The sequence below is a fragment of the Microvirga lupini genome (assembly GCF_014191055.1).
In the GTDB taxonomy this organism is placed as follows: Bacteria; Pseudomonadota; Alphaproteobacteria; order Rhizobiales; family Beijerinckiaceae; genus Microvirga; species Microvirga lupini_A.
Genome location: NZ_JACHWB010000002.1, coordinates 286947 through 300702, shown reverse-complemented (window position 1 = coordinate 300702; position 13756 = coordinate 286947). Strand labels below are relative to the sequence as shown.

General features: G+C 64.0%; 12 protein-coding genes. 4 read left to right on the top strand and 8 right to left on the bottom strand.

The window, feature by feature from the left end; all coding sequences use genetic code 11:
- Positions 1 to 24: 24 nt before the first annotated feature.
- Positions 25 to 699, bottom strand: a complete 675-nt coding sequence (locus FHR70_RS08530; RefSeq protein ID WP_343058761.1) for a DUF3750 domain-containing protein — start codon at positions 697 to 699, stop codon at positions 25 to 27.
- Positions 700 to 962: 263 nt separating this feature from the next.
- Here FHR70_RS08530 and FHR70_RS08525 point away from each other — a divergent pair, with 263 nt between their 5' ends.
- The gene (locus FHR70_RS08525) at positions 963 to 1934 is read left to right on the top strand and encodes an alpha/beta hydrolase (protein ID WP_183449115.1); all 972 of its coding nucleotides are present in this window, start codon (positions 963 to 965) and stop codon (positions 1932 to 1934) included.
- A 126-nt stretch (positions 1935 to 2060) separates the two neighbouring features.
- On the opposite strand, the gene FHR70_RS08520 is transcribed toward FHR70_RS08525, so the two are convergent.
- The 7 genes from FHR70_RS08520 to FHR70_RS08490 form a co-directional block, all read right to left on the bottom strand.
- Positions 2061 to 3245, bottom strand: a complete 1185-nt coding sequence (locus FHR70_RS08520; RefSeq protein ID WP_183449113.1) for a family 16 glycosylhydrolase — start codon at positions 3243 to 3245, stop codon at positions 2061 to 2063.
- 113 nt (positions 3246 to 3358) lie between these two features.
- A complete protein-coding gene (locus FHR70_RS08515; protein WP_183449111.1) occupies positions 3359 to 4135 on the bottom strand; it encodes a glucose 1-dehydrogenase in 777 nt (258 codons plus the stop codon).
- 79 nt (positions 4136 to 4214) lie between these two features.
- Positions 4215 to 6377 carry a methylmalonyl-CoA mutase gene (gene scpA, locus FHR70_RS08510; protein ID WP_183449109.1) on the bottom strand — a complete coding sequence of 721 codons (2163 nt, stop codon included), beginning with the start codon at positions 6375 to 6377 and terminating at the stop codon, positions 4215 to 4217.
- 206 nt (positions 6378 to 6583) lie between these two features.
- On the bottom strand, positions 6584 to 6952 hold the full coding sequence (locus FHR70_RS08505) for a hypothetical protein (protein WP_183449107.1): 369 nt from the start codon (positions 6950 to 6952) through the stop codon (positions 6584 to 6586).
- A gap of 87 nt (positions 6953 to 7039) precedes the next feature.
- Positions 7040 to 7480, bottom strand: coding sequence for a hypothetical protein (locus FHR70_RS08500; RefSeq protein ID WP_183449105.1), 441 nt, complete (start codon positions 7478 to 7480; stop codon positions 7040 to 7042).
- 38 nt (positions 7481 to 7518) lie between these two features.
- The gene (locus tag FHR70_RS08495; protein ID WP_183449103.1) at positions 7519 to 9489 is read right to left on the bottom strand and encodes a methylmalonyl-CoA mutase family protein; all 1971 of its coding nucleotides are present in this window, start codon (positions 9487 to 9489) and stop codon (positions 7519 to 7521) included.
- A 205-nt stretch (positions 9490 to 9694) separates the two neighbouring features.
- Positions 9695 to 10075 carry a DUF2267 domain-containing protein gene (locus FHR70_RS08490; RefSeq protein ID WP_183449101.1) on the bottom strand — a complete coding sequence of 127 codons (381 nt, stop codon included), beginning with the start codon at positions 10073 to 10075 and terminating at the stop codon, positions 9695 to 9697.
- A gap of 123 nt (positions 10076 to 10198) precedes the next feature.
- Between FHR70_RS08490 and FHR70_RS08485 the strand changes: the two genes are divergently transcribed.
- The 3 genes from FHR70_RS08485 to FHR70_RS08475 all read left to right on the top strand — a co-directional run bounded on the left by FHR70_RS08485 (position 10199) and on the right by FHR70_RS08475 (position 13677).
- A complete protein-coding gene (locus FHR70_RS08485; protein ID WP_183449099.1) occupies positions 10199 to 11737 on the top strand; it encodes a helicase HerA-like domain-containing protein in 1539 nt (512 codons plus the stop codon).
- Between the two features lie 20 nt (positions 11738 to 11757).
- Positions 11758 to 12213, top strand: a complete 456-nt coding sequence (locus tag FHR70_RS08480) for a GNAT family N-acetyltransferase (protein ID WP_183449097.1) — start codon at positions 11758 to 11760, stop codon at positions 12211 to 12213.
- Positions 12214 to 12294: 81 nt separating this feature from the next.
- Entirely contained in the window at positions 12295 to 13677 is a 1383-nt protein-coding gene (locus FHR70_RS08475) for a M20/M25/M40 family metallo-hydrolase (RefSeq protein WP_183449095.1), read from the top strand.
- Positions 13678 to 13756 lie beyond the last annotated feature (79 nt).

The following is a 13756-nucleotide window of genomic DNA, read 5'->3' as shown; positions in this document are numbered from 1 at the left end:
CTTTAGCGCATCCGGCGTCGAGTTTCACCACGTGATCGGGTCCATGCCGAAACGTCCCCAGGCGGGAACCTTGATCGCGGGGCGCCGCAGGTCGAGGCCGGCCACGAGGCCCATGAAGTCGATCTCCACACCCTCGATCCACCCGACCGCGATGCCGGCATAGCCGCCAAGCGAGAGCTGGACCCCGGTGCGGCTCGGTGTCAGGCCCACGATGTCGCGCCAGGGCTGCCAGTCCTTGCCGAGTGCCGTCGGCGGCAGCGGTGCGGCGAGTTCGGGGACGGAGCGCATCACATGGGCCACGAAGGTGTTGGAGTTCGGTCCGGGCCAGGCGTTGTAGGCGCCGAAGGTCTGATACGGGTAGCTGGCCACGGCCTGCCGAACCTGCGGAATCACCCGCTCGGCCTCGGGGCCTTCGATCACCACCACGGGATGGGGCGCGTTGCCGAACCAGCGCCCGTCCGGAGCCCAGCCGTTGGTGCGCACCGGGCTGCCCCAGCCGACCTTATCGTAGCGGGTATAGGTGCGAGCGCCGGCCTCCTTCACCACCACCCAGGTATGGTGGGCGAAGATGCCGCGCCAGCGCCCGACCCGCGCGGCATAGACCGCCACGATGGCTTGGGGTGCTTCCGCAGCTGCGGGGAGGAGCTTCGCGCTCGACCAGTCGGCGGCGCGCCAGCTCGGCGCGACATCGTCGCGCATGGCCCACCAGGCGGCGTGAGCCCCTAGGGGAATAAGAAAAAGGGCAACGATGACAAGGAAGATACGGGCAATGACGGCGAGCATGGAGCCAAGGTACGGTCGAGGCCTGCTTGCATCAAGGCAAGAGACCCTGGCTCACGTTCACCAATGCTTTACCGCGATCCGGCACGAGTGGGAGTGCCGCAGGGGTTTCGCCTTGCGCATGCCATGATCGAGGGCAAAACAGCATGACCTTCCTTGTCTCCTGTCGAATCCCGGTCCTCATGCGTTTCTCACTCACCCGCCTCGCCATCGTGTGCCTTGCCGGCGTTGCCCTGTCCGGCTGCGTCGGGGACGACTCGGCTCTCGTCAGCCCTGCGGCTTTCAAGATCGGCCTTGAGAAGGATCCCAAGCTGCTGGTCGCGACCACGCGTCTGCCGGTGGGCGATCCGCCCAAGAAGCCCTGGTTCAGCAGCGAACGCTCGGCCGACATGATCTTCGCGGAGGCGCGCCTGACGCCTCCATCGGACTCGCTTCTCGGCAGCGGCAGCTGGAACATCGCCAAAGTGGAGAACGTGGATCACAGCAACGCCGCGCAGGCCTTCGCGCAGGCTGCCTTCGGCCGCGACCTGCTGCTCTACATCCATGGCTACAAGGAAAGCTTCGAGACCGCCGCGACCTCGACGGTCGATCTCTCCGAGGGCATCAAGTTCGCGGGTGTGACCGGCCTGTTCACCTGGCCCTCCGCCGCCTCGACCTTCAGCTACGTGGCCGACCGCGAGAGCGCCATGTGGTCCCGCGACTCGCTGGAGGACCTGCTGACCGCCATCGCCAAGACCCCGAGCGGTGGGCGCATCCACATCGTGGCTCACAGCATGGGCACGCTGCTGACGCTGGAAACCCTGCGCATGCTGCGCGCATCCGGCGGCGAGAGCGCCATGGAGCGCATCGGCGCGGTGGTGCTGGCGGCCCCGGATATCGATATCGACCTGTTCGCCCGCGGCCTGGAACGCCTGGGGGCTGACGCGAAGAAGATCACCGTCATCAGCTCCACCAACGACCGGGCGCTCGCCGTCTCGAGCCGCCTCGCCGGCGGCATCGTGCGGGCAGGGGCGGCCGACCGCGAGCGGCTGGAGGCTCTGGGCGTGCGCGTGGCCGACGCCTCCGAATTCGGAGGCGGCATCATCAACCACGACCTGTTCCTGTCGAACAAGGAAGTGCAGCAGGTGGTGAAGCGGGCGATCGAGCGGTCCTAGAGCATCGAACGCAAAAGTGGACACCGGTTTTGCGTAAAAAGATGCGTCAAACCAAAAACTCAAAGCATCGGACGTGAGTTCGAATTTGCGTCCGATGCTTTAGAGAGACCGCCCGATCAAGCCTTGTCACATGATGAAGAAGTCGTCGTAACCGAGCTGAGCCTTCCTCACGCCATCGAAGGTGATGGAGCCCCCGTCGGCCAGTTTCAGAACCGCATCTCCGGCGGCACTATCCTTGATCTGCTTGTAGAGACCGGAAAAGTTCTTCTGGCCGGCAATGGCCTTTGTGATGCGCACCACGTCTCCGCCAAGGGTATCAAAGTCGAGGATCACGTCGTAGCCGCTCGGCCCGGTCCGGTAGAGGAACGTATCCGCGCCGCTGCCGCCGATCAGGGTATCGTTCCCTTTCAGCCCTTCGAGCGTGTCGTTGCCGTCATAGGCGTAGATCGTGTCATCGACGATGCCGGCATGGATGTCGCCCTTGAGGATGTCGGCACCTGACCCGCCTGAAATCGTCGGAGTGACCACCACCTCGGGCGTCTCATTGAGCGCCCAGGCGCGGATGTAGTCAATCTGGAATTCGGCCGGAAACTGCGTCGTCGCGTCCGGCGCACCTGGCCAGTTGCCGCCAACCGCAAGGCCCGCAAGCAGATACATCGGCTCGTCCATGCCGGCGGGCGTCGCCATGGAGTAAACCTCCATGCCATCGAGGTAGTAGGTGATCGAATCCGCCGTCCAGAGCGTGCCGTAGCTGTGAAACCCGAGGGAGAGGTCGATCCCTGTCGAAACGCCCTGCGTGTCGAAGGCGTGGCTCCCTGTCGCGTCCGTCCAATGCGAGCCGACATAGTAGGTCGAGGGATCGTGGCCGAGCATTTCCAGCACGTCGATCTCCGGCGGCCAGTTGCCGCTCTGCGGCAGCAGCCAGAAGGCCGGCCACAGGCCTTGCCCGGATGGAACCTGCGCCGAGATTTCGAAATAGCCGTAGGTCTGCGAGAAGGTGCCGTAGGTGTTGATGAGCCCCGACACGTAAGGCAGGCCGTCCGTCAGGCTCTTGTCGGGGGAGGGCTGGGCCGTAATCGTCAGAATGCCGTCGCCGGCCTCGAGGGGATCGGCCGAAATGCTGAACGGGTCGAGATGCGGGTTCCGCTGGATGACAGCCGTCGAGCGGTCGGCAAAGTACTGCATCTCGCCATTGCTCGCGAGGCTGCGCCCGCCCCACCAGTATTTCGTGCCCCAGATCGAAGTGTCGAGATAAGTGCCGGTGAATTCGTCAGAAAAGGTGAGCGTGTAGCCGTCGAGATCAAGTGCCATAGGTGCCCCACAAATTCATGAATGAAATCGTGGGAATGCTTTCATGTGGAGAGGGCAGCGATCAATAAGTAGAAACGCGTATTTCACGCGGATGATCAAAGCATGCTTAAAGATTATTGAACAGTATAGCCTCCGTCGATAACGAGTTCGGCGCCCGTCATGAACTTGGACTCGTCAGACGCGAGATAGAGCACGCCATAGGCGATGTCGTCAGGCTCGCCCATATGCCCGACGGGATGGAGGCTGTCCGCGGCCTTGCGCCCTTCCAGGATGTCGCCATGCTGCGCCAGATAATGCTCGACCATCGGGGTCCAGATATAGCCGGGATGGATGGAATTGACCCGGATGTTCAGCCCGTTCTTGGCGCAGTAGAGCGCAACGGATTTCGTGTAGAGGCGCACGCCTCCCTTGGAGGTGCAGTAGGCGCCGAGGTCGGGGACGCCGACCATGCCGGCGATCGACGACAGATTGATGATCGATCCGCCTGCCGGCTGCTTCCCCTTCATGGCCCGGATGGCATGCTTTGTACCGAGGAAGACCCCTTCGACGTTGATGCTCATGAGCCAGCGCCAATGTTCGAGCGTCTCCTCCTCGGGCGGGCAGGCATCGGCGACCCCGGCATTGTTGACCAGCACGTCGAGGCGGCCGAAGCGGGACAGGGTCTCCCGGACGACCGTTTCCCAGTCTGCTTCCTGTGCCACATCATGACGAAGGTAGAACGCCTCTCCGCCTGCATCCCGGATGCGCTGAGCCACGGCTTCGCCTTCCCGATCCTTGATGTCGGTCAGAACGACCCTGGCGCCTTCCTGAGCCAGAAGATCCGCCGTGGCCTCGCCGATGCCGAGCGCGGCTCCGGTGATGATGGCGACCTTATCCTGCACCCGGCCCATGGTGAACCTCCCTTGAGGCCCCCACGAAGGCTTGCTGTTCAGCCACTGCTTCTCGATGGCAGGACTTGGGCGGCGGTATCTACTCCGCCGCCTGCTTTGGGCCGTAGCCGAGCCTGCGATTGAGATCGTCGATCAGGTTCACGGCGGCGTCCGCAATCACCGTGCCGGGCGGGAAGATCGCCGAGGCGCCGGCCTGATACAGCGCATCGAAATCCTGCGGCGGGATCACGCCGCCAACCACGATCATGATATCGTCGCGGCCGAACTTCGCGAGCTCTCCCTTCAGCTCAGGCACCAGGGTCAGGTGGCCCGCCGCGAGCGACGACACGCCGATGATGTGCACGTCGTTCTCGATGGCCTGACGGGCTGCTTCCGCAGGGGTTGCGAAGAGCGGGCCGATATCCACGTCGAAGCCGAGATCGGCGAAGGCCGAGGCGATCACCTTCTGGCCGCGGTCGTGCCCGTCCTGGCCCATCTTGGCGACCAGAATGCGCGGCCGACGCCCGTCGTCGTGCTCGAACTGCTCGACCAGATTGCGGATCTTCTCCACGGCTGGCGACGCCATGCCGACCTCCCGTTTGTACACACCCGAAATCGCCTTGATCTCGGCCCGGTGGCGGCCCCAGACCTTCTCCAGCGCATCGGAAATCTCGCCCACCGTGGCCTTGGCACGGGCGGCCTTCACGGCGAGATCGAGCAGGTTGCCGTTGCCCGCAGCACCCTGCGACAGGGCGGCGAGTGCCGCATCCACATCGGCCTGGTTGCGGTCGGCTTTCAGGCGCTTGAGCTTCTCGATCTGGCTTGCGCGCACGGCGGCGTTGTCGACCTTCAGGATGTCGATGGAGGCCTCGTCCGTCGACTTGAAGCTGTTCACGCCGATGATCTTCTGGTGGCCGGAATCGATGCGTGCCTGGGTGCGGGCGGCGGCCTCCTCGATCTTCAGCTTCGGGATGCCGGCCTCGATGGCTTTCGCCATGCCGCCTAGGCTCTCTACTTCCTCGATATGCGCCCAGGCCTTCTGCGCGAGCTCGTAGGTGAGGCGCTCGACATAATACGAGCCACCCCACGGATCGATGATGCGGGTGGTGCCGCTTTCCTGCTGCAGGAAGAGCTGCGTGTTGCGGGCGATGCGGGCCGAGAAGTCGGTGGGCAGGGCCAGCGCCTCGTCCAGCGCGTTGGTGTGCAGCGATTGCGTGTGGCCTTGCGTGGCGGCCATGGCCTCGATGCAGGTGCGCGTCACGTTGTTGAACACGTCCTGCGCAGTGAGCGACCAGCCGGATGTCTGCGAATGGGTGCGAAGCGGCAGAGACTTCTCGCTCTGCGGATTGAAGCCCTTCACGAGCTTGGCCCAGAGAAGGCGCGCGGCGCGCATCTTGGCCACTTCCATGAAGAAGTTCATGCCCACCGCCCAGAAGAACGACAGGCGCGGGGCGAACTGGTCGATGGTGAGGCCCGCCGCAATGCCCGCGCGGATGTACTCGACGCCGTCGGCAAGCGTATAGGCGAGCTCCAGGTCCTGCGTCGCGCCCGCTTCCTGCATGTGGTAGCCGGAGATCGAAATCGAGTTGAATTTCGGCATGTTCGCGGACGTATAAGCGAAGATGTCGGAGATGATGCGCATCGACCCTTTCGGCGGGTAGATATAGGTGTTGCGCACCATGAACTCTTTGAGGATGTCGTTCTGGATCGTGCCCGACAGCTTGGAGGCGGGAACGCCCTGTTCCTCGGCCGCCACGATATAGAGCGCCAGGATCGGCAGCACGGCGCCGTTCATGGTCATCGACACGCTCATCTGGTCGAGCGGGATGTCGGCGAACAGGGTGCGCATGTCGTAGATGGAGTCGATGGCGACCCCCGCCATGCCCACATCGCCCGACACGCGCGGATGGTCGGAATCGTAGCCGCGATGGGTGGCGAGGTCGAAGGCCACCGACAAACCCTTCTGGCCGGCTGCCAGGTTGCGGCGGTAGAAGGCGTTGGAATCCTCGGCCGTGGAGAAGCCGGCGTATTGGCGCACGGTCCAGGGCTGGTTCACGTACATGGTCGGGTAGGGGCCGCGCAGGAACGGTGCGACGCCCGGATAGGTGTCGAGGAAGTCGAGCCCGGCGCGATCCTCCGGCCCGTAGGATCCCTTCACCGCAATGCCCTCCGGCGTCAGCCAGGGCTCGGCCTTCTGCACTGCGGAGAATGCCAAAGGAGCGTCCGTGAAAGCGACGCTCGTGAAATCCGGGATGCTGGTCATGGGATGAAGCGGATGCCCTTGCCGGTGGAAACGGATCGAATGAGGTTCATTCTAGGGCATCCGTCCATGTGATGCTATCGGCGCATGGTTGGAGAGCTCAATGTCATCCCCGGCGACCGTAGGCCGGGAAGGGGACCCATAGCGCTGAGCGTGCGGGTGGATTCCCTTCCCCTCCGCTGCGCTCCGGCCGGGAATGACAAGGCGCGTTACCCCCGCTTCTCTGCATTCCAGTAGCCGGAGCAGATCCGTCCGCCTGAGGTTGTCCAGGAGCCGCGGCCCGTGTTGCCGGAGAGGCGGCCCGAGACGTTGGCGCGGTCCTGGCCCCGCGAGATGCTGGCCGAGACTGAGCCGTTCTGCTGCACGCGGCCGTTTACGTTGAAATTCTCCGGTCCGCCATAGCGGGCCTGGCCGTTCTGGACGACGACCGCATAGCGGTAGGCCCGGTCGCAGGCCCCCTTCTCGGTGACGACCTCCACGCTCCAGTTACCGTCGAACCGGTTCGTCTGGGCTTGGGCCTGTGGAGCGATCACGAGGGCTGCTAAGGCGGCTGCTCCAAGCCAGGAAAGGACACGCATCGAACACTCCTGAACAACCATGGATTGGCTGAACCAACGTGGGTGTTTCAGACAGGGTTCCTCTCGAGACTCGTGCAGTCGCATGCGCTAAAAAGCCTCCGCACCGGGCGATGCGGAGGCTTGAGAAAAGTGCGGTCGGTCAGCTCTGCGCCACGCTGGAGCGCTCTGGGCATTCCAGCGGCCGGAGCAACCATAAGAGTCGACCTTCCAGACGCCGGAGCCTGACTGGCCCGCCAAGCTGCCCGAGGCCTGGGCCTTGGCGGAGCTGCGGCGGATGTCGAGGCTGACAGAACCGTTGGTGGCGATCTGCCCGCTGATCTGGGCCGGGGTCTCGCCGGGATCGCCGTGGTAACGGACATTCCCCTGTTCGACCGTGATCGCATAGGTGTTGGTGCCGCAGATGCCGGAATCGGTCACCATCTGCACCTGCCAGGTTCCGTCGTGCTTGCTTTTGGGGGCTGCCAGGGCCGCGCCGGTGCACATCATGCCGAGGCTGAGGGCCGCAGCCGTCATCTTCGTGAAAGTCATAACCGTGATCCTCCCGGTTGGTGGCCGGGAAGAAAACCTCAACCCTCAGCGCAGGCCCTATCGAGGGCCTCGCCGAGTACCTTGAGGGTGTCGCACCCGGTGAATATGAAGGTTGTGATACCGGCCTCGGTCAGCTCTTCTTGATCTTCCCCGGGGCGGCCAGCCAGGAAGATAAGTTTTGATCCTGCCTTGTGCAAGGTCCTTGCGGTCGCAGGGGCATGCAATTTGTAAATCTCGTCAGTAGAGCATATGCAGCTAATCTTGGCTTTACTCTCCGTGAACGCCTTCTCGATGCTCTGTTGATCCGTTAGTCCCTCGTTTATGATGGCTTCTATTCCACCTGCTTCGAAGAAATTCTTGGCGAAGGTTGCCCGGGCGGTAAAATCCGCGACGGATCCGAGATTGGCGAGGAAGACCTGCGGCCTTGCCCCCGTTATGGCCCGATAAGCGTCGGAGATGTCGCGCAGGCGTTCGAAGGGTTCAGCAGTGCGGATGGAGGGCAGGGGGGCAACCGCCACGGCGCTTGAGCTCGCGGCCGTTGCGGCCAGCTGCGGGAGCGTTGCTCCAGCGGCGGCCATCTGCACGAGGGAGGGGAATGAGGTTTCTCCCGAGGGCGCAGCAGCCTGCTCGGCCGCTCCCTCATGATCTGTCATGGCGGGCATAGGCATCAGAACTGTTACATCCGCCTCGCCGATGTTTGGGAACTCGCTCGTGCCGGTGATCGGTTCCTTGCGGGTCGCGACGGCTTTTTCCCGCTGAGCCCGCACGGCAGCAAGCCGGCCCTGGAGCGTCTCGCCCTTCAGGCTCTCAAGGATGCCGCCCTCGCGCTCGATCTCCTGGAACAGCTCCCAAGCCTTTTCGCACAAAGCGTCGGTGAGCGCCTCGAACCCGCCGGCGCCGGCTGCAGGATCGGCCACGCGGGCGAGGTTGGATTCATCGAGAAGCACCAGCTGCGTGTTGCGCGCCACCCGGCGAGCGAAAGCATCGGGCAGGCCGAGCGCGGCCGTGAACGGCAGCACCGTGATCGCATCCGCTCCGCCGATGCCGGCCGAGAACGCCGCCACCGTGGTGCGCAGCATGTTCACCCACGGGTCGCGCCGTGTGCTCATGCGCCAGGCGGTCTCCGCATGGAGGCGAATGGGCCTCGGCTCCAGGCCGCAAGCCTGCTCGACCCGCGCCCAGAGACGGCGCAGGGCCCTGAGCTTCGCCACGGTGAGGAACTCGTCCGCATCGGCCACAAGCAGGAAGGAGAGCGCCCGCCGGGCGGCATCGAGGGTATGGCCTTGGGCTTCCAAGCCGCGCAGATAGCTCAGGCCTGTGTCCAGCACGGCGGCGAGCTCCTGCGCCTCGCTGGCGCCGGCCTCGTGATAGACCCGCCCATCGGCCAGGAAGGCCCGGCCGGCGAAGCCTTGTGTTGTCAGGTGCGCCAGCGTATCGCCCATGCGCTGCGCCATCGCATCCCAGGAGGCCGACATCCGGCCCATGGCCGTCATGGCACTGAGCGGGTCGAGACCGAGGTCGAGAGAGAGGTCGGAGAGCTTGTGGCCGCGCCGCTCGGCGAGCGCGAGCACCAGTGCGGCCATCTGGCGACCATGCCCGCCCGCATCGACGCGCAGGTGGATGAGGTCGAGCATCACCCCGGTGAGGGTCCGGTCGAGATCGTCGATGGTGTCGATGCTCACGCCGAACCCATGGCCTGCGGGAGCCTTGCGGGTGACGAGGGTCAGCGCATCGGCGCCGCCTTCGAGGTCGATGAGGGCCAGCTCGTTGGCCTTTGCCGGATCGGGATGATCGACCCGCTGCGACACGCGCCAGCGACCGGCCTGCTCGCGCGTCACCGGCGCGGAACCCTCAGCTTTCGGATAAAGCGGCTGAATGGCGATGCCGTCGTGGGTGCGGGCGACGAGCTTCTTCTGGAAATCCGCGCCCTTCAGTACGCCTTCGACCAGCTTGAGCCATTGCTCGCGGGTCGCTTGCGGAAAGTCGGCGGCGAGAGAGAGATCGTCCATAGGGGCCTCGTCCGGAACAGGGCTGCGCGAATGGCGCGGACAATACCGGCAGGCGGCGGCGGTGGGAATGACCTAAAGGGTGGGTAGAGCAGTCATCCCGGACATCGCGCAGCGGAGATCCGGGATCGCTGACAGAATATGACACTCGATCCTGCCCGCGATCCCGGGTTCTGCGGCGCAGCCCCGGGATGACGAGCTTGAGGGCTCAAACGAACTGCGACAGACCCGGAATCGAGCCCACGATTGGGCCCATCACGTCCTCGCCGGCCTTCTCGCGGCCATAGGCGAAGAGCTCCTTGCCGAGCGGCTGCATCTGACCCATGGATACGCCGATGCCCATGAGCTGGCCGCCGAGCGCCATTACGCCGCCGCCCATGGAGCCCATCATGCCCATGAGGCCGCCGCTGCCGCCGGTCTTGCCTTCTTCGATGGCATCCTGCGCGCCGGGCAGGGCGGCGATGAGCTGGTTAACCTCCGCCTGCGGCCCTTCCTTCTGGAGGTAGCCGAGAATAATGCCGATCGCCTTGCGGGCGGTCGCTGCGTCGAGACCGGTCTTCTGCGTCACGCGGGCGATGAGCTCTTCCATTTGATTCTCCTGAGATTGGAATGAGGCAGATAGTTCACATCTGAACTGTTTAATCAAGAAATCCGAGAGTGGAAACTCGCGGCAAGGCTTCTAAGATCCAATAGGAGACGCTGGAGGGATTCGATGCTGCAGGACGGGAAGATCTTCATCGGAAAAAGCACGAAGCCTGAATATCTCGATCTCAGGCTCGCCAACCGGCATGGCCTCGTGACCGGAGCCACGGGCACGGGCAAGACCGTCTCCCTTCAGGTGCTCGCGGAAGGGTTTTCCAATGCGGGCGTTCCGGTCTTTGCCGCCGACATCAAAGGCGATCTCTCCGGCATGGCCGCTCCCGGTAACGGCAAGGAGCCTCTGGTCAAGCGCGCCAAGGACATTGGTGTCGACTACGTGCCCGACAAGTTCCCGGTGGTGTTCTGGGACCTGTTCGGCGAGCAGGGGCACCGGGTGCGGGCGACGGTCTCCGAGATGGGCCCGCTGCTGCTCTCGCGCCTGCTCGATCTCAACGACACGCAGGAGGGCGTGCTCAACATTGCGTTCCGCATCGCCGACGAGCAGGGGCTGCTGCTTCTTGATCTCAAGGATCTGCGCGCCCTGCTGCAGCTCATCTCCGACAATGCCAGCGAGCTCACCACCACCTACGGCAATGTGTCGAAGGCAACCATCGGCACCATTCAGCGACAGCTCCTCGTGCTGGAGAACCAGCAGGGCGACGAGTTTCTTGGCGAGCCGGCGCTGGACATCAAGGACCTGATGCGCGTGGACCGCGACGGGCGCGGCATCGTCAACATCCTGGCGGCGGACAAGCTCATGAGCAATCCGCGCCTCTACGCCACCTTCCTGCTGTGGCTCATGTCGGAGCTGTTCGAGGAACTGCCGGAGGTAGGCGACCTCGACCAGCCCAAAATGGTGTTCTTCTTCGACGAGGCGCATCTGCTCTTCAACGATGCCCCGAAGGCTCTCGTGGAAACTGTCGAGCGCGTGGTGCGTCTCATCCGCTCCAAGGGCATCGGCGTCTATTTCATCACCCAGAACCCGATCGACATTCCCGAGAGCGTGCTGGCGCAGCTCGGCAATCGCGTTCAGCATGCGCTTCGTGCCTATACTCCCCGCGAGCAGAAGGCCGTGCGGGCGGCGGCCCAGTCCTTCAGGGAGAATCCGGCCTTCGACACGGAGAAGGCCATTACCGAACTCGGAGTCGGCGAGGCGCTCGTCTCCACCCTCGAGGGCAAGGGCGCACCGTCCATGGTGGAGCGCACGCTGATTGCGCCGCCCATGGCGCAGGTCGGGCCCATCGAGCTGACCGAGCGCCAGCAGATCATCGCGTCGAGCCCCATGAAGGGAAAATACGACCAGCCGGTCGATCCGGAATCCGCCTACGAGATGCTCGCCAAACGCGCCGAGCAGGCGGCGGCCGAGGCCAAGGCGGCGGAAGGGGGAGGCGGCATCCTCGACATGATCGGTGGCCTCTTCGGAACGACAAATCAGCGCAAGGGCTCGATGACAGTAACGCAGCGCGTCACCCGTGAGGTGACCCGAACCATCGTCAACCAGACGGTCGGCAACCTCGCGGCCGAGATCGGCAAGTCCATCGGCGGACGCCAGGGCAGCTCCATTGGCCGCGCGATCGTTCGGGGAACCCTAGGCGGGTTGCTGAGGCGGTAAACGCGTGCTTTCTATCGACGATGTTCGATATTCGCCTCGCATGCTCTGAAGATTTGGCCGCCGTCGAGGCGCTCGTCGCCGTTGCCTACGTTCAGTACATCCCTCTCATCGGTCAGAAGCCCGGACCGATGAGCGACGACTATTCCGCTCTCATCGAGAAGCGGTGCGTCTATGTGCTGTCCGATGAGAATACGCCTGCTGGAATGCTTGTTCTTCTTCCAGAGGACGAAGCCATGCTTCTCGACAATGTGGCCGTGCATCCGGATAGCCAGGGACGCGGCTATGGGCGTGCGCTGATCGCCTTTGCGGAGAGGCTCTCCATCGAACGCGGGTTCAAGGCCATTCGGCTCTACACGAACGAGGTCATGACTGAGAATATCCGGCTCTATGAGCGCCTGGGTTTCGCAGAGACCCATCGCGCGGAGGAGAAGGGCTTCCGGCGGGTTTATATGACGAAGCCCTTGGCTCCATCCTGAGCCGCAATCTCGTACTTGCGATCACCCGGGTGATGAGAGTACCTCTTGGGGTGACCTCGTCCACAAGGCAGATGTTTCCCCATGTCCCAGCTCGACCAAGTTCTGCAGCGTATCGATTCCGATCTCGATTCCTCCCTGGAGCGGTTGTTTCAGTGGCTCAAGGTTCCCTCCATCTCCACGGATCCCGCCTACAAGGACCATTGCCGCACGGCAGGCCAGTGGCTCGTGGATGAGCTGAAGAGCATCGGGGTCGAGGCGTCCTTGCGCGAGACTGGCGGGCACCCAGCCGTGGTGGGGCATGCCAAGAGCGATGCTAAGCTGCATGTGCTCTTCTACGGCCACTACGATGTGCAGCCCGTCGATCCGCTGGAGCTGTGGGAGACGCCGCCTTTCGAGCCGCGCATGATCACGCTGCCTGACGGCCGCAAGGCGATCAGCGCCCGCGGTTCCTCCGACGACAAGGGCCAGGTGATGACCTTCGTCGAGGCCTGCCGCGCCTGGAAGTCCGAGACGGGCTCGCTGCCGATCAACATCACCTTCCTGGTCGAGGGCGCGGAGGAGGACGGCTCCAAGTTTCTCCCTGAATTCATCGAGGCCAACAAGGCCGAGCTCAAGGCCGACGTGGCCCTCGTCTGCGACACGGGGATGTGGGATCAGAATACGCCCGGCATCACCTCGTCCCTGCGGGGCATGGTCTATGAGGAGATTATCGTCCGCTGCGCCGATCGCGACCTGCATTCCGGCGCTTTCGGGGGCGCGGCGCGCAACCCGATCCATGTGCTCTCGAAGATCATCGCGGCGTTTCACGATGACAACGGCCGCATCACCATTCCGGGCTTCTACGACGGTGTGCACGAAACACCCACGCAGGTGCTGGAGCAGTGGAAGGGCCTGAATCTCACGGAGGAGGAGTTCCTCGGGCAGGTCGGCCTGAAGAACTCGGCCGGCGAGAAGGGACGCATGCTGATCGAGCAGATCCAGTCGCGGCCCACCTGCGATGTGAACGGTATCATCGGCGGCTATACGGGTGAGGGCACCAAGACGGTGATTGCCGCGGAGGCGCGCTGCAAAGTCTCTTTCCGCCTCGTGGGCGATCAGGATCCTGTGGCTATCTCCAAGAACTTCGAGGCTTTCGTGCGCGAGCGCATCCCGGCCGATTGCTCGGTGGAGTTCATCCATCACAAGGGCTCGCGGGCGCTGGCGCTGCCGCACGACTTCCCGGCCATCACGGCGGCAAAGTCCGCGCTGCACGACGAGTGGCAGAAGGATCCCATCGTCATCGGCATGGGCGGTTCGATCCCGGTGGGCGGCGACTTCAAGCGCACGCTGGGTATGGACACGCTCTTCGTCGGCTTCGGCCTCGACGACGACCGCATCCATTCGCCGAACGAGAAATACGACCTCAAGAGCTTCCACAAGGGTACCCGCTCCTGGGCGCGCATCCTCGCCGCGATGGCGAAGTAAGACCTTTCCAGTCTCAGCGTCATGCCCGCACCCGTTGCGGGCATCCACGTTTTAGGACAGCAAAGACGTGGATGGCCGG